The 24704-nt window shown below is 66.1% G+C and carries 25 protein-coding genes; 15 read left to right on the top strand and 10 right to left on the bottom strand.

Going from position 1 to position 24704, the window contains the following annotated elements:
- The first annotated feature begins 27 nt into the window (after positions 1–27).
- Positions 28–408 carry a VOC family protein gene (locus AX672_RS14910; protein ID WP_066652551.1) on the top strand — a complete coding sequence of 127 codons (381 nt, stop codon included), beginning with the start codon at positions 28–30 and terminating at the stop codon, positions 406–408.
- A gap of 78 nt (positions 409–486) precedes the next feature.
- On the opposite strand, the gene AX672_RS14905 is transcribed toward AX672_RS14910, so the two are convergent.
- Positions 487–3102, bottom strand: a complete 2616-nt coding sequence (locus tag AX672_RS14905; protein ID WP_066652550.1) for a TonB-dependent receptor — start codon at positions 3100–3102, stop codon at positions 487–489.
- 230 nt (positions 3103–3332) lie between these two features.
- On the opposite strand from AX672_RS14905, the gene folE reads away from it, so the two are divergent.
- Genes folE through AX672_RS14890 form a run of 3 tightly spaced genes read left to right on the top strand, consistent with a single transcriptional unit; the run spans position 3333 to position 5088 of the window.
- Positions 3333–3965: a GTP cyclohydrolase I FolE gene (gene folE, locus AX672_RS14900; RefSeq protein WP_066652549.1), complete on the top strand. Its 633-nt coding sequence runs from the start codon at positions 3333–3335 to the stop codon at positions 3963–3965.
- Positions 3962–4717 carry an SDR family NAD(P)-dependent oxidoreductase gene (locus AX672_RS14895; RefSeq protein WP_066652547.1) on the top strand — a complete coding sequence of 252 codons (756 nt, stop codon included), beginning with the start codon at positions 3962–3964 and terminating at the stop codon, positions 4715–4717. The genes folE and AX672_RS14895 overlap by 4 nt, the downstream gene beginning before the upstream one ends.
- Entirely contained in the window at positions 4717–5088 is a 372-nt protein-coding gene (locus AX672_RS14890; protein ID WP_066652542.1) for a dihydroneopterin aldolase, read from the top strand. The genes AX672_RS14895 and AX672_RS14890 overlap by 1 nt, the downstream gene beginning before the upstream one ends.
- Before the next feature lie 7 nt (positions 5089–5095).
- Here the strand turns inward: AX672_RS14890 and AX672_RS14885 are convergent, their stop codons facing one another.
- Both AX672_RS14885 and miaA read right to left on the bottom strand, forming a co-directional pair.
- The gene (locus AX672_RS14885) at positions 5096–5710 is read right to left on the bottom strand and encodes a TMEM175 family protein (protein ID WP_066652540.1); all 615 of its coding nucleotides are present in this window, start codon (positions 5708–5710) and stop codon (positions 5096–5098) included.
- 45 nt (positions 5711–5755) lie between these two features.
- Positions 5756–6673, bottom strand: coding sequence for a tRNA (adenosine(37)-N6)-dimethylallyltransferase MiaA (miaA, locus tag AX672_RS14880; protein WP_082730571.1), 918 nt, complete (start codon positions 6671–6673; stop codon positions 5756–5758).
- On the opposite strand from miaA, the gene serB reads away from it, so the two are divergent.
- A complete protein-coding gene (serB, locus tag AX672_RS14875) occupies positions 6672–7547 on the top strand; it encodes a phosphoserine phosphatase SerB (protein ID WP_066652536.1) in 876 nt (291 codons plus the stop codon). The genes miaA and serB overlap by 2 nt on opposite strands.
- Here serB and AX672_RS14870 read toward each other — a convergent pair.
- Positions 7544–8533 carry an SPOR domain-containing protein gene (locus tag AX672_RS14870; protein WP_066652526.1) on the bottom strand — a complete coding sequence of 330 codons (990 nt, stop codon included), beginning with the start codon at positions 8531–8533 and terminating at the stop codon, positions 7544–7546. The two genes, serB and AX672_RS14870, sit on opposite strands and share 4 nt — an antisense overlap.
- Positions 8534–8689: 156 nt before the next feature.
- Between AX672_RS14870 and AX672_RS14865 the strand changes: the two genes are divergently transcribed.
- Genes AX672_RS14865 through AX672_RS14855 form a run of 3 tightly spaced genes read left to right on the top strand, consistent with a single transcriptional unit; the run spans position 8690 to position 11313 of the window.
- Entirely contained in the window at positions 8690–9406 is a 717-nt protein-coding gene (locus tag AX672_RS14865; protein ID WP_066652523.1) for a ParA family protein, read from the top strand.
- A gap of 1 nt (position 9407) precedes the next feature.
- The gene (locus AX672_RS14860) at positions 9408–9962 is read left to right on the top strand and encodes a hypothetical protein (RefSeq protein ID WP_066652517.1); all 555 of its coding nucleotides are present in this window, start codon (positions 9408–9410) and stop codon (positions 9960–9962) included.
- 4 nt (positions 9963–9966) lie between these two features.
- On the top strand, positions 9967–11313 hold the full coding sequence (locus AX672_RS14855; protein ID WP_066652511.1) for an SPOR domain-containing protein: 1347 nt from the start codon (positions 9967–9969) through the stop codon (positions 11311–11313).
- Positions 11314–11326: 13 nt separating this feature from the next.
- Here the strand turns inward: AX672_RS14855 and AX672_RS14850 are convergent, their stop codons facing one another.
- Positions 11327–12541 carry a dihydroorotase gene (locus AX672_RS14850; RefSeq protein WP_202189347.1) on the bottom strand — a complete coding sequence of 405 codons (1215 nt, stop codon included), beginning with the start codon at positions 12539–12541 and terminating at the stop codon, positions 11327–11329.
- Positions 12538–13524 (bottom strand): aspartate carbamoyltransferase catalytic subunit, encoded by a 987-nt coding sequence (locus tag AX672_RS14845; protein WP_066652506.1) that lies wholly within the window; start codon positions 13522–13524, stop codon positions 12538–12540. Before AX672_RS14845 ends, AX672_RS14850 begins: the two co-directional genes overlap by 4 nt.
- Positions 13525–13634: 110 nt before the next feature.
- Between AX672_RS14845 and AX672_RS14840 the strand changes: the two genes are divergently transcribed.
- Complete coding sequence (locus AX672_RS14840; protein ID WP_066652503.1) at positions 13635–14399, top strand: hypothetical protein; 765 nt, start codon at positions 13635–13637, stop codon at positions 14397–14399.
- Positions 14400–14415: 16 nt separating this feature from the next.
- Here the strand turns inward: AX672_RS14840 and AX672_RS14835 are convergent, their stop codons facing one another.
- A complete protein-coding gene (locus AX672_RS14835; RefSeq protein ID WP_066652497.1) occupies positions 14416–15072 on the bottom strand; it encodes a carbonic anhydrase in 657 nt (218 codons plus the stop codon).
- A 142-nt stretch (positions 15073–15214) separates the two neighbouring features.
- Here AX672_RS14835 and lipA point away from each other — a divergent pair, with 142 nt between their 5' ends.
- Entirely contained in the window at positions 15215–16135 is a 921-nt protein-coding gene (gene lipA, locus AX672_RS14830) for a lipoyl synthase (protein WP_066652492.1), read from the top strand.
- On the top strand, positions 16135–16617 hold the full coding sequence (locus tag AX672_RS14825; RefSeq protein WP_066652490.1) for a type II toxin-antitoxin system RatA family toxin: 483 nt from the start codon (positions 16135–16137) through the stop codon (positions 16615–16617). Before lipA ends, AX672_RS14825 begins: the two co-directional genes overlap by 1 nt.
- Here the strand turns inward: AX672_RS14825 and AX672_RS14820 are convergent.
- The 3 genes from AX672_RS14820 to AX672_RS14810 are packed head-to-tail and all read right to left on the bottom strand — an operon-like array spanning position 16557 to position 18795.
- Positions 16557–17096: a CinA family protein gene (locus AX672_RS14820; RefSeq protein ID WP_066652488.1), complete on the bottom strand. Its 540-nt coding sequence runs from the start codon at positions 17094–17096 to the stop codon at positions 16557–16559. The genes AX672_RS14825 and AX672_RS14820 overlap by 61 nt on opposite strands.
- The gene (locus AX672_RS14815; RefSeq protein ID WP_168727500.1) at positions 17093–17635 is read right to left on the bottom strand and encodes a hypothetical protein; all 543 of its coding nucleotides are present in this window, start codon (positions 17633–17635) and stop codon (positions 17093–17095) included. The genes AX672_RS14820 and AX672_RS14815 overlap by 4 nt, the downstream gene beginning before the upstream one ends.
- Positions 17632–18795, bottom strand: a complete 1164-nt coding sequence (locus tag AX672_RS14810) for a bifunctional 2-C-methyl-D-erythritol 4-phosphate cytidylyltransferase/2-C-methyl-D-erythritol 2,4-cyclodiphosphate synthase (protein ID WP_066652481.1) — start codon at positions 18793–18795, stop codon at positions 17632–17634. Before AX672_RS14810 ends, AX672_RS14815 begins: the two co-directional genes overlap by 4 nt.
- A 99-nt stretch (positions 18796–18894) precedes the next feature.
- Between AX672_RS14810 and dusB the strand changes: the two genes are divergently transcribed.
- The 4 genes from dusB to AX672_RS14790 all read left to right on the top strand — a co-directional run bounded on the left by dusB (position 18895) and on the right by AX672_RS14790 (position 24699).
- Complete coding sequence (gene dusB / locus AX672_RS14805) at positions 18895–19893, top strand: tRNA dihydrouridine synthase DusB (RefSeq protein WP_066652607.1); 999 nt, start codon at positions 18895–18897, stop codon at positions 19891–19893.
- Positions 19894–19940: 47 nt separating this feature from the next.
- Positions 19941–20948, top strand: coding sequence for a two-component system sensor histidine kinase NtrB (locus AX672_RS14800; protein WP_082730574.1), 1008 nt, complete (start codon positions 19941–19943; stop codon positions 20946–20948).
- Positions 20909–22360, top strand: a complete 1452-nt coding sequence (gene ntrC, locus AX672_RS14795; protein WP_231731379.1) for a nitrogen regulation protein NR(I) — start codon at positions 20909–20911, stop codon at positions 22358–22360. The genes AX672_RS14800 and ntrC overlap by 40 nt, the downstream gene beginning before the upstream one ends.
- A gap of 98 nt (positions 22361–22458) precedes the next feature.
- Positions 22459–24699, top strand: a complete 2241-nt coding sequence (locus AX672_RS14790) for a sensor histidine kinase NtrY-like (RefSeq protein ID WP_066652471.1) — start codon at positions 22459–22461, stop codon at positions 24697–24699.
- Positions 24700–24704 lie beyond the last annotated feature (5 nt).

The following is a 24704-nucleotide window of genomic DNA, read 5'->3' as shown; positions in this document are numbered from 1 at the left end:
CGTCGATCCAGCAAAGGAGCAATCTGCATGTTTTCGCATATCATGGTCGGCGCGAACGACCTCGAAAAGTCGCGCGCCTTTTACGATGCCCTTTTGGGAACGCTGGGCGCAGGGCCGGGGTTCGCCAACGGTAACCGCTATTTCTGGCGGCATGGCGGCGGCACTTTTTCGATCAGCATCCCGATCGACGGCAGCGATGCGTGCCACGGTAACGGCTCGACGATCGGCTTTGCGGCCGACTCGCCCGAACAGGCCGACGCGTGGCATGCGGCCGGGCTCGCCGCTGGCGGCAGCGCGTGCGAAGATCCGCCGGGTTGGCGCGAAGGCTCGATGGGCAAGCTCTACCTCGCCTATCTGCGCGATCCCGACGGCAACAAGCTGTGCGCCCTGCACCGTCCGGCAGCGTAAGCCGACCAAACACTGCGCCAAATGAAAAAGGCCCCCGGTTCGCACCGGGGGCCTTTCCTGTTTCAGGCGTGACCGCGATCAGAACTTGAAGCGGACCGTGCCACCATAGGTGCGCGGCTGGCTGGGGTAGCCCGAGAGGCTGCCCGTCTGCACGACCGACGGGAAGATCGTCGAGATATACTGTTTGTCGAACAGGTTGCGGCCCCAGAACGAGAATTCCAGCCCGTTCTTGAGCTCGAACGACAGCGACGAGTTGAGCGACGTGATCTGGCGCCGGAACTGCGGTGCGCCCTCGGCGATCTGGGTGTTGCTCGACCACTGATAGTCGCTGCGCAGGAACATCTTGACGTCCTGCAGGATCGTGCGGCGGTAGGTGAAGCCCGCCGACAGCGACACTTCGGGGATGCCCGCCGGCGTCAGGCCGGTCAGGTTTGCCGGGCTGGTGGTGAAGCCCGCATTCAGCGCCGAGGCGTTGACGAACGAGTCATAGCGCGGCTTCAGATAGGTAATGTCGAAGTTGAGCGTCAGCGCGCGCACCGGTGAATAATTGCCGTCGAATTCGATACCGAAGGTCGACTGCCGGCCAGCGTTGCTGAGTACGAAACCGGTTCCAGTGAAGATGTTGCCCTGGAAGTTGCTGATTTCCTGCTGGAAGATCGCGAGATTAAACGCGCCCTTCGAGAACTGACCCTTGATGCCGCCTTCGATGACCTTGGCCTTTTCAGGCGCCGCAAAGCGCGAGCCGGTGGTCAGGTTGGGCAGCGCAAGGCCGGCCGTGCGGATCGGCGACGCGCCCGGAGCTGGCGACTGTGCCGGCGAGCCGGGGATGAAGTCGGCGGGCGTCGGCCGCGAATCGGGGCCGAGGTTGATCGACGACGCCTTGAAACCGGTGCCATAGGTTACATAGAAGCTGATGTTGTTGGTCGCCTTCCACGCCAGACGCAGCGAGTAGGAGACATCGTCATCGGCCGTGCGACCCGGCTCAACCGCGTTGGGCAGGTTGAGGAAGGGCGGCAGGAACTGCAACGCGCGCAGACCGAGCAGCGGGTTGGTCGCTGTGTTGGCATTCGCCGCGCCAAACGCATTCGCGCCGGCCTGGATCTGCGCGAAGATGGCGGGCTGCGCTGCCGCGAAGCCCTGAATCTGTGCGGCCGATGCGGCGGTACCGGCCGGCAGGCCGATCGCACCGCCAACCCCCTGCGCCAGCGCGGTCTGGGTCAGCACGTTCCGGCCGATCGCGACGAAGTCGAGCGCCGAGAAGCTGTCGGTGCTGAAGCTCGCCGACGAGAAGCGCTTCTTGTCGTTGGTGTAGTTGATGCCGCCGGTGAAGACGAGGCGATTGGTGATCTTGAAGTCGGCGCTGCCGAAGAACGAGAAGGCGTTGTTGCGATAGACCCAGTTTTCGAACCGGCCCTGGCCGCGCTGGCTGAACGTGTTGGCGGGAACGCCGAGCAGCCCTTCAACCGTGCTGATGCCGTTGCCGCTGAGCGCCTGCGCATAGTTGCGGAAGTCGCGGCCGAAGGTCAGGTCCGCCTTAACGTCGATGCTTTCGTTGAAATAATAGCCGCCGACGAGGAATTCGAACCGGCCGCCGAAGTTCGACGCGAACCGCACTTCATGCGTCAGCGTGCGGATGTTGGTGCGGTTGTTGTTGGTGCCGATCAGGTCGGCGCTGGTGAAGTCCGAATCCTGGTTAGTCCGGCTGTCGACACCGCGCGCTGACGAGATCGACGTCAGCGTGAACTTGTCGAAATCGGCGTCGCCCTGCAGCGAGATGCCGTAGTTGTCGATGCGGTTGACCGACCGGAAGTTGTTGAAGACCGTGTAGGAGAACGGGTTGCCGGTGACGATATTGCCACCCAGCGCCCGCACGACGGCCCCGGTCGGGCCGTTGACGAGGTTGACGACCGCGCAGCAATTTTCGTCGATGCTGTCGAAATCGGCGATCAGGCGGAACTTCAGGTCGGCGCTCGGCTGGAACAGCAGCTGACCGCGGAAGCCATAACGGTTGCGATCGTTGAAATCGGTGTTGAGCGCGAGATCGCGGACATAGCCGTCACGACGGTTGAAGTTGCCCGCAAGCGAGAAAGCGAGAGTGTCGGTGATCGGGCCGGTGACGTCGCCCTTCAAAATGAAGGCGTTGAAATCGCCATAGGTCGCTTCGATGTTGCCACCGAATTTGAATGCAGGCTCGGCGGTCACGATCGAGATGATACCTGCCGACGCGTTCTTGCCGAACAGCGTCGACTGCGGGCCGCGCAGCACTTCGACGCGCTTCACATTGGGAAGATCGGCAATCTGCGCTGCCGAGCGCGAACGATAGACGCCGTCGATGAACACGCCGACCGACGGTTCGATGCCCGGGTTGTTCGCGCCGTTGCCGAAACCGCGGATGATGAAGTTCGTATTGGCCGAGCTCTGCAACTGCGACACGCGCAGCGACGGGACGACGGTCTGCAGGTCGATCAGGTCGCGGATCTGCGCTTCCTGAATGGTGGCGCCACTGGTGACCGAGACCGAAATCGGCGTATCGAGCAGCGTGGTTTCGCGCTTGGTCGCGGTGACGACGACATCGTCGGCAACCGGCGCATCTTCCTGAGCCGCGGGTGCGGGCGCCGGCGCGGTCTGCGCCATCGCCGGCGATGTGGCGAGCACCGCAATTGCGGTTGCAGCCAATAGGTCGAACTTGGTCATTTTTGTCCCCTCCTGATCCCCGGTCGTGATGGGCCGGGTGTGCGATAGCATTTGTGCCGTATTGCCGTGAATCTAGCGCCGGAGGATTCACCGCGTCAACGGGAGATGCGCGCAAATCTGCGGGCTTGCGTCATTGTTGCCCAAATGAGACAGTTTTATTCGACAACGGAAATCCACCAAAATGACGGTTGACGTAGCGTCTGACCTGAATCGCGGTTTGAGGAGGGTAGATGAACGCGCATTTCGACCATGACGACACCGGTGATCTGGTTGGCTCGCCGGCCAAGATTCCGGTCCCAGATGACGTCGCCGAAGCGATCCGCACCTTGATTCGCTGGACCGGCGACGATCCGGCACGCGAAGGGCTGATCGACACACCGAAGCGCGTCGCGCGCGCGTGGAAGGAATATTGCCAGGGTTATCAGGAAGACCCCGCCCAGCATCTGGCGCGGATTTTCGAGGAAGTTGGCGGCTATGACGAGATCGTGCTGCTGAAGGACATCCCGTTCCAGTCGCACTGCGAGCATCACATGGCGCCGATCATCGGCAAGGCGCACATCGCCTATCTCCCGTCGAACTGGGTGGTCGGCATTTCGAAGCTCGCGCGCGTGCTCCACGCCTATGCGCGGCGATTGCAGATTCAGGAACGGCTGACCGCCGAAGTCGCCAATTGCATCTGGGACAATCTGAAGCCCCAGGGCGTCGCCGTGGTGATCGAGGCGAGCCATGCCTGCATGACCGCGCGCGGCGTGCGCACGCCGGGCGTCAACATGGTCACCAGCCGGATGATGGGCATTTTCCGCGATGATGAGCGCAGCCGCAAGGAAGTGCTGGCCTTGATGGGCGTCGGCAGGGTCGAGTGAGCCGCCCCGTCGCGATTGTCACTGGCGGCGCGCGGCGGATCGGCGCGGTCATCGCGCGCCGGCTGATCGACGCCGGGTGGCGCGTGGTCGTGCATCATCGCGCTTCGGGCAGCGAGGCCGCGTCGCTGGTCGCCGACCTAGGCGACGATGCCGTCGCGATTGAGCAGGACCTCGCGGCACCCGACGCCTCCGATGTGCTACTGGAAGCGGCGCGCGCGGCGTTTGCTGCGCCGGTCACGGGGCTCGTCAACAATGCCTCGCTGTTCGCGCATGATTTTCCGCCCGATGTCGACGCAGCGTCGATCGACCGCCACAGCGCCGTCAACTTGCGCGCGCCGGTCCTGCTCGCGCAGGCGCTCGCGCGGCAGGACGATCTCGCGCGCGGCGCCGTCGTCAACATCCTCGACCAGAAGGTCGTCAATCTGAACCCCGACTTCTTTGCCTATAGCTGCGCGAAGATCGGGCTGGCGGGCGCGACGGTGATGCTGGCGCAGGCACTCGGTCCCCGGATCGCGGTCAATGCGGTCGCGCCGGGGCTGACGCTGCCCAGCGCCGACCAGACCGAGGACGAATATCGCACGGTTGCCGCGATCAATCTGCTGCAGCGCCCGGTCGATGCCCGAGCGGTTGCTGACGCGGTCGCCTTCCTGCTCGGTGCGCGCGGTGTGCATGGCCAGACGCTCTACGTCGACAATGGCCAGCGCTTTCTGCCAAGGGCGCGCGACGTGATGTTTGCGACGCGGGGGCATTGATGGCCGAGTTCACGACTTTCCTTGACGGCCTCGACGTGCCGATGCGGATCGGCATTCACCCGCCCGAGCGCGCCGCCCCGCAGCGCGTGATGCTGAGCGTGTGGCTGCACTGTGACTATGGAACTGCGGCGCTCGACGACCGGATTGACGCGGTCGTCGATTATGATTTCCTGCGCCGCGACATTCTCGCGCTCGTGGCCAGCCGACATTTCGATCTGCAGGAGACGCTGGTCGAGGCGGTTGCCGCGCTCGCGCTCGCCGATCCGCGCGTCCGCCGGGTGCGGGTTCGCTCGGTCAAGCCCGACATTTATCCCGATGCCGCGATCGGCTGCGAGATCGAACGCATCAACCCGCAGCCGATGCCCGCCTGACAAGGGCTCAGCGCCCGAACAGCTCGTTGACGGCGCTCTGCGGCAAAAACCACAGGATCGCGACCAGGACGGCGCAGGCAATGCCCATCCATGGCGATATTCCGGTCAATGCCGCACCGGTCGCATAGATGACGATCGCGGCGATCCCTTTGCGCGTCGACTGGCGGTAATAGACGGCGATGCGATCGGTCTGGCGCCCGGTCCGCTTGATGACTTCCTGAAGCCATGAATAGCTCAGCGCCGGGAACAGCGTCGAGGCGAGATACAGCCACGTCGCTTCGCGGCTGAAGTGATGCTCGCCCAGATAAGACGTCGTGAACGGGATCAGCGACAGCGCGAACAGCAACAACATGTTCGACCACAGCAGCGCGTTTGAAACGCGCGTGGCGCAGGTGAACAGCCGGTGGTGATTGACCCAGTAAATCGCGACGAAAGCGTAAGACAGCACATAGGCAAGGAATACCGGCCAGAGCGCCCAAAGCTTGTCGAGCCCTTCGGCGACGGGCGCGTGCAATTCGAGCACCATGATGGTGACGATGATCGCGATGACCCCGTCGGAGAATGCCTCGACGCGGCTAACGCCGGTCGGTCCTTCCTCGGCTTCCAATTCGACTGTCGTCATTCCTGCCCCCTTGCGCTGGCACGATCGGCAAGCGTGCCCGTGAGGTCAAGCGCCAAGCCGCGCCAGCGCGCGATCGGGGTCGGTTCCGTCGTCGCGTGGCCAATCGGGCGGGGGCTGGTTACGGAACCAGGTATATTGCCGCTTGGCATATTGCCGGGTCGCAAGCCGGGCGCGGGCGAGCGCTTCGTCGCGGCTCCAGTCGCCCGACAGCCAGCCGGCGATTTCGCGGACGCCGATCGCGAGCCGGACCGGCGCGGTCGCGGGCACATCGCGGCGGGCGAGCAGCGCCCGGACTTCCTCCACGCCGCCGCCGTCAAACATCGCCGCCAGCCGCGCGTCACACCGCGCCATCAGCCAGTCGCGATCGGGCAGCAGCACCAGCGGCGCAAGCGTGACGCGCCCGGCGATGCCGCCAACCCGCTCGGCCTGCCAGTCGCGGAGCGTCCGCCCGGTCGAGCGCACAACCTCAAGCGCACGAGCGATCCGGGTCGTATCAGCGGGGTTGAGCCGCGCCGCCGCTTTTGGATCGCACGCCATCAGCGCAGCATGAGCTTCACCCACCGGTAGCGCGCGCACGTCGGCGCGGATGGCGGGATCGATCTCGGGCACTGGCGCGATCCCGTCGAGCAATGTTCGCAGATAGAGCCCGGTGCCCCCCACCAGTATCGGCAGTCGGCCTGCCGCGTGCGCCGCCTCGATCGCGGCCTTGGCATCCGCTGCCCAGGCCGCCGCCGAACAGCTCTGCGCGCCGTCGACATGTCCGAACAACCGGTGCGGCACGCGCGCTTCGTCGGCAGGCGAGGGGCGGGCGCTCAACACGCTCAGATCGGCATAGACCTGAGCCGAATCGGCGTTGATCACCACGCCATTCGCTCGCTCCGCCAGCGCGATCGCGAGCGCGGACTTGCCGCTCGCGGTTGGCCCTGCGATGAGCGCGAGCCGGGGGCGGGGAGGACCATCCATGTTCATCGCAACACTGATAGCAGTCGATCGGCTCGATCAAGGCCAGATTTCGGAGAGCCTCGACCGGCTGGCGGTGGCTGGGTGCGCGCCGTCCGGGTCGGGATGGATCGACGCAGGGCGCGCCGCCGACATCTTCATCGGCGTGTCGAGCGGCGCGCGGGCTGCGATCGAAGGCGCGTTTCCGGGCGTCGATATCGTCGTGCAGTCGCTCGTCACGCGTTCCAAGCAGCTCCTCATCGCCGACATGGATTCGACGATGATCACGGTCGAGTGCATCGACGAGCTGGCCGATTACGCCGGGATCAAGCCGCAGATCGCCGCCGTCACCGAAGCGGCGATGCGCGGCGAGCTCGATTTCGAGTCCGCGCTCGACGCACGCGTGGCGTTGCTCGCCGGGCTCGACGAAGCCGTGATCGATCGCTGCCTGGCCGAACGGGTCACACTGATGCCCGGCGCCCGCACGCTGGTGCAGACGATGCGCGCGCGGGGCGCGGCCACGGTGCTGGTTTCAGGCGGCTTCACCCGCTTTGCCGAGCCGGTCGCGGCGCAGATCGGCTTCGAACGTGCTATCGCCAATGTGCTGGGGATCGCGGGCGGCAAGCTCGACGGAACGGTGGCGCGGCCGATCGTCGGTGCGCAAACCAAGCTCGACACGTTAAGCGCGGTGGCGTCGGCGCACTCAATCCCGATCGAGGCGACGCTGGCGGTCGGCGATGGCGCGAATGACCTCAAGATGATCGGCGCGGCTGGGCTGGGCGTTGCCTATCACGCCAAGCCGGTCGTTGCCGCCGCTGCCGACGCGCGGATCGACCATAATGATCTCACCGCGCTGCTCTATGCGCAGGGCATTCCGGCGCGCGACTGGGTTGATTAGGGCGCGACCGGCACGCAAGCGGTTCCCGGCACCGACGCCTTCACCGCCGCGCAAACGCGCGCGGCGTCGGCGCTCGCGGCGAATGGCCCGGCCTGGAGCCGCGTCAGGTCACCGCTGCGCGCGAACACCGGCGTGGCGCCGGCAAGCGCGCTCACCCGACCGCGCAGCGTCGCCCAGAGGTTACGGGCATTGTTGTCGTCGCGGAACGCGCCGAGCTGGACGCGCCAGCCCTTGCCCGGCGCTGTTACCGCTGGCGGGGCGGTCGGCACGGGCTTGGTGGTGGCCACCCGCGGCGGCTTGGTCACGCCGGGCTTGGGTCGCGCCAATTGGGTCGAATCTTCGCCGACCTGCGACGGCGGCAGTTCGGCAGTGCGCACACCTCGATCCGATCCCGCAAGTTCTAGCGGGGCGGCCGTGCTCGACCCCTGGCTTTCATATTGCCGGGCGAGCGCGATTCCCTTCTGGCGCATATCGGTGTCGATATACTGGTCCATCTGCGCCTGCGTCTCGGCCGCCTTGGGGATGCCCGCCGCAGCAGCGCGCGTAATCAGCGCATAGGCGCGCACCCAGTCCCGCTGCACGCCATCGCCGTTGAACAGCATCGTGCCGAACACCAGCTGCGCGCGCGGCTCGCCACGCATCGCCGCTTTCTCCAGCCACGGCGCGGCTTCGTCGCGCTTGCCGTTCTGGAACAGCGCGAGCCCGTAATTGACTTCGGCCTGTGGGTGCTTCTGCACAGCAGCCTTGCCGAACCATTGCTCGGCGAGGCCGGGATCGAGCGGCACGCCGCGGCCGAGCTTATAGGCCTGGCCCAGGTTGAACTGCGCATCGGCATCGCCCGCAATCGCAAGCGGGCGCCATTCTTCGACGGCCTTGCGATAATCGCCGCGCTGCCATGCTTCCACGCCCGCGCGCACATCGGCGAGTGCCGGTGCTGCACTTGCGGCAAGCGCAACCAGCGCTGCCGTTATCCAAGCTGCTTTCATACGATCCACTCCGCCCCGCCGGTGTTGGTTAAGCCGGTTATAGCGCGGTTGGCAAAGATTTGGTTAGTGGCTTTGGCACGCCTGCGCGCGACGTTAACCACTTCTTATCTCTCGGCGTGGCATCCCCTGTTTCAACTAGGCAAGACCAGGGGAATTATGCGCGTTCTGGCAATGGCTTCGCAAAAGGGCGGTTCGGGCAAGACGACCTTGTCGGGCCATCTTGCCGTGCAAGCCCAACTTTCGGGCGCGGGTCCGGTCGTGCTGATCGACATCGATCCGCAGGGGTCGCTGTCGGATTGGTGGAACGAACGCGAAAGCGAATTTCCCGCCTTCGCCCAAACGACGGTCGCGCGGCTTGCTGCCGATCTCGAAGTGCTGCGCCAGCAGGGCTTCCGCCTTGCCATGATCGACACGCCGCCCGCCATCACCATGGCGATCCAGAGCGTAATCGCGGTCGCTGAACTCATCGTGATCCCGACGCGCCCCAGCCCGCACGACCTGCGCGCCGTCGGCGCCACCGTCGATTTGTGCGATCGCGCCGGCAAGCCGCTGATCTTCGTCGTCAATGCGGCGACACCCAAGGCCAAGATCACGTCCGAAGCCGCGGTCGCGCTATCGCAGCACGGCACGGTCGCGCCGATCACCATCCACCACCGCACCGATTTCGCTGCGTCGATGATCGACGGGCGCACGGTGATGGAAGTCGATCCGGGTGGCAAGTCGGCCGCCGAGATCCAGCAGCTCTGGACCTATATCGCCGATCGACTCGAAAAGAACTTCCGTCGCACCGTGTTCAGCGCCCCAGCGGCGCCGGGCGGCTTTGTTCCCAATCGTCTGGCAGGTGGCGGCTTCGGTCGTCGTGTGGTGAGCTGAGATGAGCTCGCTGATCGGTTCCACCAAGAGCTTTGCGTCGCTGTCGTCGACGTTGCTGGCCCGCAAGGGGCAGGCGCGTCCCGCCATGCGGTCGCAGGGCTTCTCGGGCTTCGGCAATGTGTCCGAAGTGATCGACGATCTCGGCTGGAACGACATGGGCACTGAAGTGCCCGCACAGCCGCCCGTCGCGGTCGTGACGCCGCCAGTACCGCCGGTGCTGCGCCAGCGTGAGGCTCTGAAGGAAGAATTCGAAGCACCGGTCTCGGCGCCCGCCGACTCCGCGCCGGTGGCAGAATCCGCCGCTGCCGCGGAGCCCGCCAAGCCGGTGGCCGCGCCGCGTGCACCGGTCGGCATGAAGGCCAAGGCGGCGTTCACGCTTCGGCTCGATCATGACCGGCATCTGCGGCTGCGGCTCGCCAGCGCACTCGCCAACCGTTCCGCGCAGCAGATCGTTACGACAGCACTCGACGATTATCTCAACGCACTGCCCGACCTTGATGCGCTCGCCAAGCAGGCGGCGAGCCGGGGCGATACCGAAATGGATATGGGGGACTGATCCGATGAAGCACCGGGTAATCGCAACCTTGGGCGCCTCGGCGCTCGTCCTGACCAGCGGTCTTGTCGGCGTCGCGCTGATGACCGGCACCACGGCCTTTGCCGGCAGCCCGAGCGACAGCGCCAATGCCAAGGCCGCTGCCGCCAGCGCTGCGCAGGCGCGCAAGGCGCTCGCCGACGGCAAGCCCTTTGCCGCGATCGGTTTCGCCGAAGCCGCCGTTGCCCGCGCACCGCAGAACCAGAGCTATCGCGCGATGCTCGGCCAGGCTTATCTGCTGTCGGGCCGCTTCGCCTCGGCGCGTGACGCTTTCGGTGACGCGCTCGCGCTGTCGCCCAACGACGGTCGCAGCGCGCTCAGCTATGCGCTGGCGCAGATCGCCAATGGCGACTGGACCGGCGCACGCCAGACGCTCGACAGCCATGCCGAAACGATTGCGGTTGCTGACCGTGGGCTCGCGATTGCGCTGGCCGGTGATCCGGCAAGCGCGGTCGAGCTGCTGACGCCGGCGGCGCGTGCGCCGGGGGCGGACGCCAAGACTCGCCAGAATCTCGCGCTCAGCCTCGCGCTCGCCGGTCGCTGGCCGGAAGCTCGGTCGGTTGCGGCGGTCGATCTCGCGCCCGGTGACCTTGACAAGCGGATGGTCGACTGGGCCGTCTTCGCGCGTCCAGCCGGTGCCGCCGATCAGGTCGCTGCGCTGCTGAAAGTGATCCCCGTGCAGGATGTCGGCCAGCCGGTCGCGCTTGCGCTCAACGCGCGCGTCGCGTCGCAGCCGGTGGCGGTTGCGGCTATCGAGCCCGCGTCCAAGCCGCCGGTCGAAGTCGCCGATGCACCAGTCACTGAAGCGCCGCGTCCCGGCATCGTCTTCGGTCCGCGCGAGGAAGTCGTCCAGCCGCTGCCGCCGGTCGCAGCCAAGCCGGTCCGGGTTGCCGCCAAGCCGGTTGCAGCCAAGGTCGCCGCTGCCAAGCCGACCGTTGCCAAGCCCGCCCCGGTCGCGCCGAAAGTGATGGCGGTCGCCGCAACAGTGCCGGTCAGCGCGCCGGCCAAGGGCAAATTCTACCTCCAGCTCGGCGCGTTCGAGAGCGCAGCCGTGGCGCAGGATGGCTGGAAACGCGCCGTGCGCCGCTTCCCGGCATTTGCTGGTCAGACCCCGTCGGGGATGAACTTCAAGACGGGCGCAGGCAATTTCTATCGCCTGTCGGTCGGCGGCTTCTCGCGCGCCGATGCCGTGGCGATATGCCAAAGCTATCGCAGCCACGGCGGCAATTGCTTCGTTCGCGAAGCGGCCGGCGACCAGAATGCAAGCTGGACGGCGGCGACCAAGACAGCAACGAAGCAGGTCGCGTCGCGCTGATCGGAACAGCTTGCTAAAACAGCCGCGTGCCGCCCTTGTAGAGCTGGCGCGCGGCTCCTTGCGTCGGCAGGCCGTCGAACGGGGTATTGCCGGCAAGGCCTGAAAAACGGTCGGCGCTGATCTGCCACGGCGTGTCAGGATCGATCACGACGAGATCGGCAGGCAGGCCGACCGCGAGCGCACCCGTCTCGACGCCGAGCACCCGCGCCGGATTGGCGGCGAGCAGCGCGAACAGCCGTGCAAGATCGATCATGCCGTCGCGCACCAGCCCGAGCCCCAGCGCAAGCAGCGTTTCCGCCCCCGCTGCCCCTGGACTCGAATCGGCAAAGGGCAGGCGCTTCTCCTCGGGCCCACGGGGATCATGGCCCGAGCTCAGCACATCGATCGTCCCGTCGGCGAGTGCCGCGAGTGCTGCCTGCCGGTCGCTTTCGGCGCGCAGCGGCGGCGAAAGATGAGCAAAGGTGCGGAAACCCGACATCGCAATGTCCGACAGCAACAGATGTGCAGGCGTAATGCCGCACGTCACGCGCACGCCGCGCCGCTTGGCCGCGCGGATGAGGTCGAAGGCAGCGGCCGTCGTGACCGTGCGCAGGTGCAGCGCTGCGCCGGTCTCCTCCGCCAGCATCAGGTCGCGTGCGACTGCGAGCGCTTCGGCAAGGGCAGAGGCAGCGGCAAGGCCCAGCCGGGTTGCGGTTTCGCCCTCGGTCGCGACCGCACCTGCGGCCAGCCCGCCATCCTCGGCATGCGCGACGACGCTCAGCCCCAGATCATTGGCATAGGCCAGCACCTTGCGCATCACGCCCGCGTCGGCGATCCACCCGCGTCCGGTGCCGACCGCGCGCGCGCCGGCACCGATGTTGACTGCCATTTCGGCAAGGTCACGCCCAGCCAATCCCTTGGTCGCAGCGGCAATCGGGTGGATCCACAGGCTCGGTCGCCCGATCAGCGCCGCCCGCTGGACAATGCCGGGGTCGTCGAGCACGGGCGACTGGTCGGGCATCAGCCCGATCCGCACGATCCCGCCCGCGTGGCATGCGGCGACATCGACCGCGAACACCCCGAGATCGACGATCGCGGGCGCAAGTATCAGCCCGCCGAGATCGACGACTTCGGCGTCGCTCGGCACTTCGACCGTGCCAAGCGCGGCGATCCGTTCGCCGTCGACGATCAGCGCGCCGTGGCGCTCGCCCTCGGGTGTCACCAGCCGGGCGTTGACGAAAGCGATCATGCCCACCCCTCCACGCCGCGCGCCTGCCGGGTGAGAACGTCGAGGCACGCCATCCGCACCGCCACGCCCATTTCGACCTGTTCGGTGATCGCCGACCGCTCGTGATCGGCGACGCTCGACGAAATCTCGACCCCGCGGTTCATCGGGCCCGGATGCATGATCAGCGCATCGGGCTTGGCGCGCGCGAGCCGCGCCGAATTGAGGCCGTAGCGCGCATGGAATTCGCGGGTCGAAGGAATGAAGGCGCCGTCCATCCGCTCATTCTGGAGCCGCAGCATCATCACCACATCGGCCCCTTCGAGCGCGGCATCGAAATCGGTGAAGGCGGTCACGCCCATCCGCTCGATGGCGGCGGGCATCAATGTCGTCGGCGCGACCACCCGTACTTCGGCGGCAAGCGCCGTCAGCGCGAGGATATTCGACCGGGCGACGCGGCTGTGCATCAGGTCGCCGCAGATCACCACGCGTTGCCCCGCGATGCTGCCGCGCCGCCGCCGGATCGTCAGCGCGTCGAGCAGAGCCTGCGTCGGGTGTTCGTGCCGCCCGTCACCGGCATTGAGCACCGGGCAATCCACCTTGCCGGCGATCAGCTTGACCGCGCCTGAGCTCTGGTGGCGAATGACGATCGCATCGGCGCGCATCGCGTTGAGCGTCATCGCGGTGTCGATCAGCGTCTCGCCCTTTTTCACGCTCGATTGCGCCGCGTGCATGTTGACGACATCGGCGCCAAGCCGCTTCCCCGCGATTTCGAACGACAGCAGCGTGCGCGTCGAATTTTCGAAAAAGGCATTGATCACCGTCAGTCCGGCGAGCCGATTGTCGCTCTTGGCGCGGCTGCGGTTGATGTCGACCCAATACTCGGCCTCGTCGAGCAGGAACATGATCTCGTGCGGCTGGAGTCCGTCGATCCCCGTCAGGTCATGATGCGGGAAGACGGCGCGGCCCGGAATGAGGCGCGCGGGGGCATGATCGGAAGGCTGCATTAAAGCGGCTGGGTAGCGGGGCAGGGGCAGCCGCGCAAGCGCTGCTGGTCGGGACCGTGCCGACATCGAGCCGTTGCCGCGCTGCAACGCCACGGCTAGGCGCGGACCGCATGGTGTCGGCGTCCTTTCAATCTCAGGAAAAGCGTGAGCGCACGCCGTTGCAGCGGCGGATCGGCGGCATATTGTTTGCGCTGCTGGTCGAGCTTTTGCTTGTCCTGGCGCTGATTTCGCTCAACCGCTTCCAGCCCGAGCCGAAAAAAGCCGCGCCACCGCTGTCGTTTCAGCTGATTCCCGAGCCCGAGAAGGGGGGTGGCGAAAGGGCCTCCAAGGCAGCACCTGCGAAGCAATCAAAGCCGGTCCCCAAAAGCGGCGAGGTCGTGACCACGCCGCCGCCGGTCGTTCCCCCGCCCGAGCCGGTAACCCCGCCCAAGCAGGACTTGTTCCCCGATCTGGTCCGGATCGACAAGGATACGCTGGCATCGGGCGACATCGGTAAAATCCCCTCGACCGCGCGCGAAGGTGGCGACACCGGTAAGGACAGCGTGGCCGCCTATGGTCCCGGTCAGGGGCCGGGCGGGCAGCCGCTTTACAACGCCGAATGGGTCCGCGAGCCGACGCAGGCAGAGCTTGCCTTCTACCTGCCGCCAATCAAGGAAAGCGGCTGGGCGCTGATCGCCTGCAAAACTGCGCCCGACAACCGCGTCGAGAATTGCCGCACGATGGGCGAGTCTCCGCTGGGCTCAGGACTGTCACGCGGCTTTCGCCAGGCCGCGTGGCAGTTCCGGGTGTATCCCCCGCGCGTCGGTGGGAAGAAGCTGATCGGCGCGTGGGTGCGGATCTACTATCAGCTGACCGTCACCCAGAAACAGCGCTGAACGCCGACGACGAGCGTCAGTCCCCGGCGGTCGCGGGTGCCGCTGGCGCAGGGGCAAAGCTGCCATCTTCGCCCATGACGTGCAGTAGGCCATCGGCAATCGCGAAATAAGCGCCGTGAATCGTGAGTTCGCCTGCCGCTTCGGCGGCCGCCACAAAGGGAAAGGAGCGCAGATTGGCAATGCTGGTCCGGATCCCCTCAAGCTCGAGCGCGTGCACAGCGTCGTCGCCGGTACCATGTTCGCTGATCACGCGTTCGCGCGCACCGTTCAGCAAATCGATCCAGTGGTGCACGAAGCCGCCTTCGCCGGGCGCCTTGCCCTCGAAACCCTGGGTGAGTGCTGCCTTGACGCCGCCGCATGCGCCATGGCCCATGACCACGATCTCGGAGACCTTCAACTGCGTCACCGCAAATTCGAGCGCCGCCGAAACGCCGTGGCGCGAACCATCGGTTTCGAACGGCGGCACGAGATTGGCGACGTTGCGCACGACGAAGATTTCGCCGGGCGATGCATCGAACACCATCGTCGGATCGACGCGGCTGTCGGAACAGGCGATCACCATGACGCGGGGCGATTGCGACTTGCGCAGATCGGCCCAGCGGGCACGCTCGCGTGCCCAGTTTTCGGAACGGAAGCGCTGATAACCGCGCACGAGATCAGTGAAATATGCCATTTCCCAACCTTTGCATTGCTCGCGCTGTTGCGCAAGTCACGTTGATGCGTCTCGCTTAATCGGCAAACCGGCCGTCGGGCGGCGCAACGCTGGGCCAAGGTAGGGGGTTCCAAGCCGGGGTACCAATCGCTATCTGCCAGACATGAACGAGACGATGCCGCTTGCCCGACCGCCGCGTGTGCGCAAGCCCGATTGGATCCGCGTCAAGGCGCCAACCTCGACCGGCTTTGCTGAGACGCGCGCGCTGATGCGCCGGCTGAACCTCGCCACGGTGTGCGAGGAAGCGGCTTGTCCCAACATCGGCGAGTGCTGGACCAAGAAGCACGCGACGGTGATGATCCTCGGCGACACCTGCACCCGGGCATGCGCCTTCTGCAACGTCAAGACGGGCATGCCGCGTGCGGTCGACCCGCTCGAACCCGAGCATGTCGCGACCGCCGCCGCCGAGCTCGGCCTCGAACACATCGTCATTACGTCGGTCGACCGCGATGATCTTCCCGACGGCGGCGCGAGCCAGTTCGTCAAGGTAATTGAAGCGCTTCGCCGCAATACGCCGACGACGACGATCGAAATTCTGACCCCCGACTTCCGCAACAAGAGCGAGCGCGCGGTCGAATCGATCGTCGCCGCGCGGCCCGACGTCTACAATCACAATCTGGAAACGGTGCCCCGGCTCTATCCCACGATCCGGCCCGGTGCGCGCTATTATGCCTCGCTGCGGCTGCTCGAAAGCGTCAAGCGCCACGATCCGTCGATCTTCACCAAGTCCGGCGTGATGCTCGGCCTGGGAGAGGAGCGGATGGAAGTGCACCAGGTGATGGACGACATGCGCTCCGCCGACATCGATTTCCTGACGATGGGGCAATATCTCCAGCCGACGCCACGCCACGCCAAGGTCGCCGATTTCGTGACTCCGGCCGCGTTCAATGCCTATGCCGCGATCGCGCGCGCCAAGGGCTTCCTGCTGGTGGCGGCGTCGCCGCTCACCCGGTCGAGCTATCACGCCGGTGACGATTTCGCCGCGCTGCGCCGGGCTCGCGAGGCCAAGCTGGGCCGCGCCTGATGCCGCGCCACACCGAAACCCGGCATCTGCCCTACACGCCCGAGCAAATGTATGCGCTCGTTGCCGATGTCGCCAAATATCCCGACTTCCTGCCGTGGGTGTCGGCAATGCGCATTCGGTCAGAAAGCGAAACGAGCGTCGTCGCCGACATGATCGTCGGCTTCGGCGCCTTGCGCGAGACCTTCACATCGCGCGTCACCAAGGAACGGCCGAGCCGGATCCATGTCGATTATCTCGACGGCCCGCTCAAATATCTGCGCAACGAATGGGGCTTTCGCAGCGACGGCGCGGGCGGTTGTCAGGTCGATTTCGCGGTCGACTTCGCGTTCAAGAACCGCGTGTTCGAAATGCTAGCGGGGCAAGTGTTCGACCGCGCTTTGCGCAAAATGATCGGCGCGTTCGAAACCCGCGCTGCCAAGCTCTACGCCGGGTCGAGCGACGCACCGGGCAGCAGCAGTTCGAGCGCGCACAGCGCCGCCTGAAGCCGCACCCCGCCGCGACCCAGATCGCCGAAATGGCGCAGGTCGGCCACGACATGCGCCGGGTCGGCGCCACGCTCGGCCAGCGCAAACACGACTGTGCCGACCGGCTTTTTCGCACTGCCGCCGCCGGGGCCAGCCACGCCGGTGATCGCGACCGCGACATCGGCATCGCTCGCCTCGAGCGCGCCCTGTGCCATTGCCCAGGCAACCGCGACCGAGACGGCGCCGAAGGTATCGATAATGTCGGGGCTGACTTTCAGCGTCGCCGTCTTCGCGGCATTGGAATAAGTCGTGAAGCCAGCCTGCAAGACATCGGACGATCCCGCAATCTCGGTAATCGCAGCCGCGACCAGCCCGCCGGTGCAGCTTTCGGCGACCGCGACGCGCCGCCGTGCCGCGCGATTGGCCTCGACCACGCGGCGCGCGGCATCGACTAGCGGTTGCGGCAGGATCGTGTCGGCAACGACCGGCTCGCTCATGAAGACCTCGGGCAGATGGTGAGGGCAGGGCGCTTGTCGGTCGGTTTGCGCCGCGCATCGGCCAATTGCCATACCGACACAAGTAACCCCGCCAGATTGCGCGGCGGCAGCGGCTGCGCGAGTGCCACGATCCGCTCATAGGAGGCGCATTCGCCGGGCTGCACTTGCTTGACGATCGCGGGCGCAAGCAGCGAGGCGATGACAGGCCGGGCGATATTGCTGCCAAGCAATGCCGACGCATCGGCGCCGATCACACGCGACACCGCCTTTTGCGCATTGGGCCAGACCGCATCGGCATCGCTGCGATAGCGGGCGATGAGCTGGCCGGAGGGCGCGCGCAGCACCGCGCCCGGGGGAAGCTGGCCAGCACAGGTGCTGGACAAGGCCTCGATTGTCTCGGGCAGGATTGAGGTCACGAGCGCTTCGGCTTCGGGCGCGGTCACGCAAGGCAGCTGAAGCTGGGCCGACAACGTCTGCGCGCTGCTGGCCGTTGCACCGAGCGCGAGGGCGACCGCCGCGAACGTTCGGCGCAGGGTCACGCGCGCCCCCGCACCGGCAGGCGCACCGTCGCGCAAGCCTGCGCGGCAATGCCTTCGCCGCGGCCGGTGAAGCCCAGTCGCTCGGTGGTGGTTGCCTTGATGCTCACCTGATCCTCGCCCAGCGCCAGCAGTTCGGCGATCTTCGCGCGCATCGCCTGCCGGTGCGGGCCGATCTTGGGCGCTTCGCAGATCAGCGTGAGGTCTATAAAATCGATCACGCCGCCTTTGGCCGCAATGATCGACGCAGCGTGCTGGAGGAATTTGTACGAGGCAGCGCCCTTCCACTGCGGGTCGCTGGGCGGAAAGTGCGTGCCGATATCGCCTTCGCCGGTGCAGCCGAGCAGCGCGTCGGTGATCGCATGCAGCGCGACATCGGCGTCGCTGTGCCCCGACAGCCCCTTGTCGTGGGGGATCAGCACGCCGCCGAGCCACAATTCCTCGCCCGCCTCGAGCCGGTGAACGTCGAAGCCGGTCGCGCTGCGGCTGATCAAGGTGGCGGCATGGCGCGCCTCGGCAGCGGCGATGTCGGCAGGGTAAGTGACTTTGTCGAGCATGATGTCGCCTTCTACCATCGCCACGCTCGATCCGAAACGGCGAAGCATCTGCGCGTCGTCGGTCGCCTCTTCACTCTCGGGCCAGCGGCGGTGCGCGTCGAGGATTGCCGCGAAGTGGAACGCCTGCGGCGTCTGCACGCGCCACAGCCCGTCGCGCGGCACCGTCTCGCCCAGCACCTCGATGCCGCGCGCGAGCGTGTCGGCGACGGGGAGGGCGGGGATGGCGCCCGGATCGGTGTCGAGCGCGGCGATCAGCCGGTCGATCACTTTGGCGCCGAGGAACGGCCGCGCGGCGTCGTGGATCAGCACCAGATCGGCGCCGCCGTCGGCTGCAATCGCCTCCAGCCCCGCGCGCACCGACTCGCGCCGGGTCGCGCCGCCGGTAACCGAGCAGGCATCCCCGACCGCCTCGGCAAGCATCGCCTCCTGCCCGGCGCCGATCGCGACGATCGTTTCGCTTATCATCGGATGCGAAGAAAACGCTGCAAAGCTGTGCGCCACCATCGGTTTGCCTGCCAGCGTCGCGAATTGCTTGGGCACGCTACCGCCCAGCCGCGTGCCGCTGCCGGCCGCGACGATGAGCGCGACGATACGTCTCGGTTCCATCGCGCTCGCCTAGCGCAAGCCCTGCTGCCCCGCCAGCCCCCGCCGGTCTTGTCGGATCGCCGCATTTCGCCTATGCGCTGCCTAAATTTCAGGCAGATGATGACCAAGCTTTCCCCGATCCATATCGGTCCGGTCCGGATCGACGACCCCGTCATTCTGGCGCCGATGACCGGCGTCACCGACATGCCGTTCCGCACGATTGTGCGCCGCTTCGGCTCGGGGCTGAACGTCACCGAGATGATCGCCAGCCAGGCGATGATCCGCGAGACGCGCCAATCGCTGCAGAAAGCCGCATGGGACCCGGTCGAGGAACCGGTGTCGATGCAGCTCGCGGGCTGCTCGCCCCATGAAATGGCCGAGGCGGCCAAGCTCAATGCCGATCGTGGCGCGGCGATCATCGACATCAACATGGGCTGCCCGGTCAAGAAGATCGTCAACGGCGACGCCGGCTCGGCGCTGATGCGCGATCTGCCCAATGCGACCGCGATCATCGCCGCGACGGTGAAGGCGGTCGACGTGCCCGTCACCGTCAAGATGCGGATGGGCTGGGACCATGCCAGCCTCAACGCCCCCGAACTCGCGCGCATCGCCGAGGATCTGGGGGCGAAGATGATCACCGTCCACGGCCGCACCCGCAACCAGATGTACAAAGGCTCGGCCGACTGGGCGTTCATCCGCCGGGTGAAGGACGCGGTGTCGATCCCGGTGATCGCCAATGGCGACATCTGCTCGATCGAGGATGCCGAGGCTGCGCTCGCACAATCGGGCGCGGATGGCGTGATGATCGGACGCGGCGCATACGGCAAGCCGTGGCTGCTAGGACAGGTGATCGAATGGTTCCGCACCGGCCGCCGCTTGCCCGATCCGTCGATCGAGGAGCAATATCACCTGATCGTCGAGCATTACGAAGCGATGCTCGCCCTTTATGGCAACGAGACCGCCGTCGGCATCGCGCGCAAGCACATCGGCTGGTACACTAAGGGGCTGCACGGCTCAGCCGAGTTCCGCAACCGGGTGAATACGCAAAACGATCCCAAGGTCGTGCTGGCGATGCTTGCTGAGTTCTATGCGCCGTGGCGCTCGCGACAGGCGGCGTGAGCGCGCCCGCGGCGCCGCCTTTTGCCGAACTCGTTGCCGCGCTGCCGATGTCGGTGATCGTGATTGGCCCCGATGATCGCATTGCCTTTGCCAACAGCAGTGCCGAGCGGCTGCTCAATACGTCGGAGCGCGCCATGCTTGGACAAAGGCTGGCGAGCGTGATGATCCTGCCGCCCGATTATCTGGCGCGCCGCGAAGGGCTGGGCTTTCAGGCTTTCGACACGCGGCTCGACACTCGCCGCGGCGGGCGGGTCCGCGTCGATTTCAGCGAAGTCGATGTGCCCGATCATCCCGGCTGGCGCGTTGTGACGCTGCATGAAGCGGCATCGCGCCGCATGGGGCAGCCTGATCGTGCGGCGGCGCGCGCCGCTATGGGGGCTGCAGCGATGCTCGCGCACGAAATCAAGAATCCGCTGTCGGGCATCCGCGGCGCTGCGCAATTGCTGGGTGGGACGGCCACCGGGGACGAGGCCGCCCTGCCTGATCTCATCATCGCCGAAGTCGACCGCATCGCCGCGCTGATCGACCGGATGCAGGACTTCACCGACACGCGACCGCGCACGATTGAGCCGCTCAACATCTATCCGCTGCTCGATCATGCCCGCCGCGTCGCCCGCGCCGGCTTTGCGCGTGACGTGGTGATCGAGGAGCGATTCGACCCGTCGCTGCCGCTTGTGCTGGCGAACCATGATGCGCTCGTTCAGGTGATGCTCAACCTGCTGAAGAATGCCGCCGAAGCGACGGCGGCGCAGGCCGATCGCCGGATCATTCTCGCCACGGCCTATCGCCACGGCATGGCGGTCAGCGCAACCGCGGGCAAGCCGCGCCGCCCGTTGCCGATCGAGCTGCTGGTGATCGACAATGGCCCCGGCGCTCCCGCCGACATCGCCGACCATCTGTTCGACCCCTTTGTATCTGGAAAACCCGAAGGGCAGGGACTTGGCCTTGCGCTCGTCGACAAGCTGGTTCGCGACATGGGCGGCATCGCGCAATATGCCCGCGAAGGAAGCCCCGAATGCACCATCTTCCGCATTCTGCTGCCGAGGGCGGCATGATTGGCCGTGTTCTCGTCGTCGACGATGATGCAGCGATCCGCATGGTCGTCGCCCAGGCGCTGCGTCGCGAAGGGCATGACGTCAAGACGGCAGCGAGCCTTGCCGAGCTTGATGCCGCACTCGGTCGCGGCGTGCCCGATGTGCTGATTACCGATGTCGTGCTCCCCGACGGCAATGGCATCGATCGTGTCCGGGCGCTGCTCGCCACGCATCCGCAGTTGCCGGTAATAATCCTGTCGGCGCTCAACACGCTTTCGACGGCGGTCAAGGCGAACGAGGTGGGCGCATATGACTATCTGCCCAAGCCCTTCGATCTCGACGTGCTGGCGCGCGCGGTGCGCAGTGCGCTGGCGCGTGGCGGCGAGGCGGCGGACGATCCCGGCGAGCTGCTCGATGGCGGGTTGCCGCTGATCGGCCGGTCGCCGGCGATGCAGGAGGTGTACCGCGTCATCGCGCGCGTGGTCGGCAACGACCTGACGGTGCTGGTGACGGGCGAATCGGGGACCGGCAAGGAACTGGTCGCGCGCGCGATCCACGATCTCGGGCCGCGCCGCCTTGCGCCCTTCATTGCGATCAATATGGCGGCGATCCCACGCGAGCTGATCGAAGCCGAGTTGTTCGGCCATGAACGCGGCGCCTTCACTGGCGCGCAAGCGCGGTCGGCCGGGCGGTTCGAACAGGCGGCGGGCGGCACTTTGTTCCTCGACGAAATCGGCGACATGCCGATCGAGGCGCAGACGCGGCTGCTGCGCGTGTTGCAATCGGGCGAGTTCACCACGGTCGGCGGTGCCCGGCCGATCCGCGCCGATGTCCGTATCGTCGCGGCGACCAATCGCGATCTCGCCCAGCTGGTGAGCGAAGGACGGTTTCGCGAGGATCTCTACTACCGGCTCAATGTCGTGCCGGTCGCGCTGCCGGCGCTGCGTTCGCGGCGTCAGGATATTGCGCTGCTGTCCCGGCATTTCCTTGATCGTGCTGCCGAAGCCGGATTGCCCCGCAAGACGCTTCACGACGCCGCAATCGGCGTGCTCGAGGCCCATGACTGGCCCGGTAATGTCCGTGAGCTGGAAAATGTCATCCGCCGAATTGCCGCGCTCAGCCGCGATGATCTGGTCGGCGCCGACGAAGTCGCGGCCATGCTCGACGGGGGTGCTCCGCTGCCGCTGTCTGTCGGCGAGATCGGGATCGACGCCGCAATCCGTGCCCGGATCGACCGGCTCGCGCGTGAGGAGCCAGCCGCGCTCGACGATGGCACGCTCTACGGCCGGATCATCGCCGAAGTCGAGCGGCCGCTGATCGAGGCATTGCTCGCGCGTCATGGCTGGAACCAGCTACGGACCGCGCGTGCGCTCGGCATCAATCGCAACACCTTGCGCAAGCGGCTCGACGATCTCGGCATCGATCCGCGCTGACGGCGCCTTTTTTGTGCCATTTGTGCTGCGGATAGTCGCCGGTGCCGATCAGCAATTATGTGTGTTGTCGGCAACGCCAATGTTGTAAGAATGCCACGATGGAGAGCCAGGTCGCGCCTGCGACGCCCCTCAAGGCCAGATTGAGGCCGGTCACACCGCTGATCGAAATCAGCGTCCTGGTGGTTGCGATTGCGGTCGGCATCGCCAGCTATCTCTTTATCGCGCGCGCGGGCTCCGGGCTTAGCTTGCTGTCGCCAGCGATGATCGCGGCGATGCTGATTGCCAATTTGCTACCTTGGATCGCGCTGATCGTGTTGGCCGGTCGGCGGATCGCGATGCGGCGCGCGGCGCGATCACCGATGGGTGGACGCGGGCGGCTGCACGTGCGGCTCGTCGCAACCTTCTCGATGCTGGCGAGCGTACCGATCATCCTGACGGTGATCGCGGCATCGGTGATGTTCGAAGCCGGTGTCGATTACTGGGTCTCCGACCGAGCCCGCAATGCCTTCAATGCCACGATGGGTATGGTCGATGAAGGCCAGAAGGAAATTATCAAACGCTGGCTCGCCGAAACCAACCAGATGGCCAGCGACATCGCCGACCGATATCCTTCGATTCCGGTAAAGGACGAGAATTTTCAGTCCTATCTCAACGTCCAGACCTATTACCGCAATCTCGAACAATCGGTGCTGTTCCGTTATCAGAAGGACAAGGGCGTCCAGGTCCTCTACGTCTTCAATCCGCCGACCGAGGGGCAGTTCGCCGAGCGCGTCAACCCGGCGATGCTCGACGTGATCCGCCGCGACAAGACGCCGTACATCAACCGCACCAGCGACACGGTCTGGCTGATCGCGCCGATTCCGAACCAGAAGGACCTGTTCGTCTATGCAGGGACGAGCGTGACGGCGGCTTTCCTGAGCCGTCAGCACAACGCCGCCTCGGCGCTGGTAAAGGATTATGAGGCGCTGCAGAAGCGCACGCGCTCGCTCCAGCTGACGTTCAATATCATCCTGTTTGCGGTCGCGCTGCTGATCGTCGCGGTTTCGGTCTGGATTGCGCTGCAGGTTGCCGATCGCCTTGTGCGACCAATCGACGCGCTGGTCGGGGCAGCGCACCGAATCGCCAGCGGCGAGCTGAGCGCGCGTGTGCCGACACCGCAGGTCGAGGACGAGATTGGCACGCTCGGCAATGCATTCAACAGCATGACCGAGCAATTGCAGGCACAGACCGATGCGCTGGTGGCAGCGAATGACCAGCTCGACAGTCGCCGCGCGCTGATTGAAGCGGTGGTCTCGGGCGTGTCGGCGGGCGTTATCTCGGTCGATCGCGAACGGCGCATCCGCCTGATCAACCGCTCGGCGCTGGCGCTGCTGCGTGCGGGCGAAGCCGCGCCGGTAAGCGCGCGGCTGGGCGACGTGTCGCCCGAGCTCGACGCGCTGCTCGACGCGGGCAATCCCGAAGCAGTGATCCAGATTGCCGCGCAGGGCGAAGCGCGCACGCTGGCGGTCAAGATTGCCGAGGCCGATGCCGGGCCGATCCTGACCTTTGACGACATCACCCAGCAATTACTCGACCAGCGCCGCGCCGCCTGGTCTGACGTCGCGCGGCGGATTGCGCACGAAATCAAGAATCCGCTTACCCCGATCCAGCTTGCCGCCGAACGGCTCCAGCGCCGTTATGGCAAGCAGTTACCCGAAGACGACGGCACTTTTGCGCGGCTGACCGAAACGATCGTGCGCCAGGTTGGCGATCTGCGCCGGATCGTCGACGAATTCTCGTCCTTTGCGCGGATGCCCAAGCCCGTGTTCCGTGAGGAATCGCTGCTCGATATCGTGCGTCAGGTGATGTTCCTCCACGAAGTCGCGCATGGCAGCGTCAAGTTTGAGCTGGCGCATGACGAGCCGCCACCGGCACTTGTTTGCGATCGCCGCCAGATCGCGCAGGCGCTGACCAACATCGTCAAGAACGCGGTCGAGGCGATCCTCGCCAAAGCCGATGATGCGGCGGGAACCATCACGCTGACGATCGCCGGCGGGGGCGAGGCGCCGGTCACGATCACCGTTGCCGACGATGGCGTTGGCCTGCCGGTCGAACGCGACCGGATTGTCGAACCCTATATGACAACCCGCGCGCGCGGGACTGGCCTTGGCCTCGCGATCGTCAAGAAGATCGTCGACGAGCATTTCGGCACGATTGGCTTTGCCGATCGTGCCGGTGGCGGCACCGTCGTCACTTTGTGTTTCGATGCCACCGCGCTTGCCCAGTTCGCTGCAGGAGACTGCGATCAGTCCGACGGCGGCGATGAGCGCGCGCCCGCTCTCACTCGTGTAAGAAAGTAAAGCGT

Source organism: Sphingomonas sp. CCH10-B3, from assembly GCF_001556185.1.
GTDB lineage: Bacteria > Pseudomonadota > Alphaproteobacteria > Sphingomonadales > Sphingomonadaceae > Sphingomonas > Sphingomonas aquatica.
This window is presented reverse-complemented; position numbering and strand designations above follow the sequence as displayed.

Excerpts from the sequence above, each read along its gene's own strand:
- AX672_RS14840 (WP_066652503.1), top strand. The coding sequence starts at position 13,635 with ATGGTGTCGGCGTCCTTTCAATCTCAGGAAAAGCGTGAGCGCACGCCG.
- AX672_RS14790 (WP_066652471.1), top strand. The coding sequence starts at position 22,459 with ATGGAGAGCCAGGTCGCGCCTGCGACGCCCCTCAAGGCCAGATTGAGG.
- AX672_RS14810 (WP_066652481.1), bottom strand. The coding sequence starts at position 18,795 with ATGGAACCGAGACGTATCGTCGCGCTCATCGTCGCGGCCGGCAGCGGC.
- AX672_RS14885 (WP_066652540.1), bottom strand. The coding sequence starts at position 5,710 with ATGACGACAGTCGAATTGGAAGCCGAGGAAGGACCGACCGGCGTTAGC.
- folE (WP_066652549.1), top strand. The coding sequence starts at position 3,333 with ATGAACGCGCATTTCGACCATGACGACACCGGTGATCTGGTTGGCTCG.
- AX672_RS14820 (WP_066652488.1), bottom strand. The coding sequence starts at position 17,096 with ATGAGCGAGCCGGTCGTTGCCGACACGATCCTGCCGCAACCGCTAGTC.
- AX672_RS14855 (WP_066652511.1), top strand. The coding sequence starts at position 9,967 with ATGAAGCACCGGGTAATCGCAACCTTGGGCGCCTCGGCGCTCGTCCTG.
- AX672_RS14910 (WP_066652551.1), top strand. The coding sequence starts at position 28 with ATGTTTTCGCATATCATGGTCGGCGCGAACGACCTCGAAAAGTCGCGC.
- AX672_RS14850 (WP_202189347.1), bottom strand. The coding sequence starts at position 12,541 with ATGATCGCTTTCGTCAACGCCCGGCTGGTGACACCCGAGGGCGAGCGC.
- miaA (WP_082730571.1), bottom strand. The coding sequence starts at position 6,673 with ATGGATGGTCCTCCCCGCCCCCGGCTCGCGCTCATCGCAGGGCCAACC.
- AX672_RS14890 (WP_066652542.1), top strand. The coding sequence starts at position 4,717 with ATGGCCGAGTTCACGACTTTCCTTGACGGCCTCGACGTGCCGATGCGG.
- AX672_RS14835 (WP_066652497.1), bottom strand. The coding sequence starts at position 15,072 with ATGGCATATTTCACTGATCTCGTGCGCGGTTATCAGCGCTTCCGTTCC.
- AX672_RS14865 (WP_066652523.1), top strand. The coding sequence starts at position 8,690 with ATGCGCGTTCTGGCAATGGCTTCGCAAAAGGGCGGTTCGGGCAAGACG.
- AX672_RS14860 (WP_066652517.1), top strand. The coding sequence starts at position 9,408 with ATGAGCTCGCTGATCGGTTCCACCAAGAGCTTTGCGTCGCTGTCGTCG.
- dusB (WP_066652607.1), top strand. The coding sequence starts at position 18,895 with ATGACCAAGCTTTCCCCGATCCATATCGGTCCGGTCCGGATCGACGAC.
- ntrC (WP_231731379.1), top strand. The coding sequence starts at position 20,909 with ATGCACCATCTTCCGCATTCTGCTGCCGAGGGCGGCATGATTGGCCGT.
- serB (WP_066652536.1), top strand. The coding sequence starts at position 6,672 with ATGTTCATCGCAACACTGATAGCAGTCGATCGGCTCGATCAAGGCCAG.
- AX672_RS14845 (WP_066652506.1), bottom strand. The coding sequence starts at position 13,524 with ATGCAGCCTTCCGATCATGCCCCCGCGCGCCTCATTCCGGGCCGCGCC.
- AX672_RS14800 (WP_082730574.1), top strand. The coding sequence starts at position 19,941 with ATGTCGGTGATCGTGATTGGCCCCGATGATCGCATTGCCTTTGCCAAC.
- lipA (WP_066652492.1), top strand. The coding sequence starts at position 15,215 with ATGAACGAGACGATGCCGCTTGCCCGACCGCCGCGTGTGCGCAAGCCC.
- AX672_RS14905 (WP_066652550.1), bottom strand. The coding sequence starts at position 3,102 with ATGACCAAGTTCGACCTATTGGCTGCAACCGCAATTGCGGTGCTCGCC.
- AX672_RS14825 (WP_066652490.1), top strand. The coding sequence starts at position 16,135 with ATGCCGCGCCACACCGAAACCCGGCATCTGCCCTACACGCCCGAGCAA.
- AX672_RS14870 (WP_066652526.1), bottom strand. The coding sequence starts at position 8,533 with ATGAAAGCAGCTTGGATAACGGCAGCGCTGGTTGCGCTTGCCGCAAGT.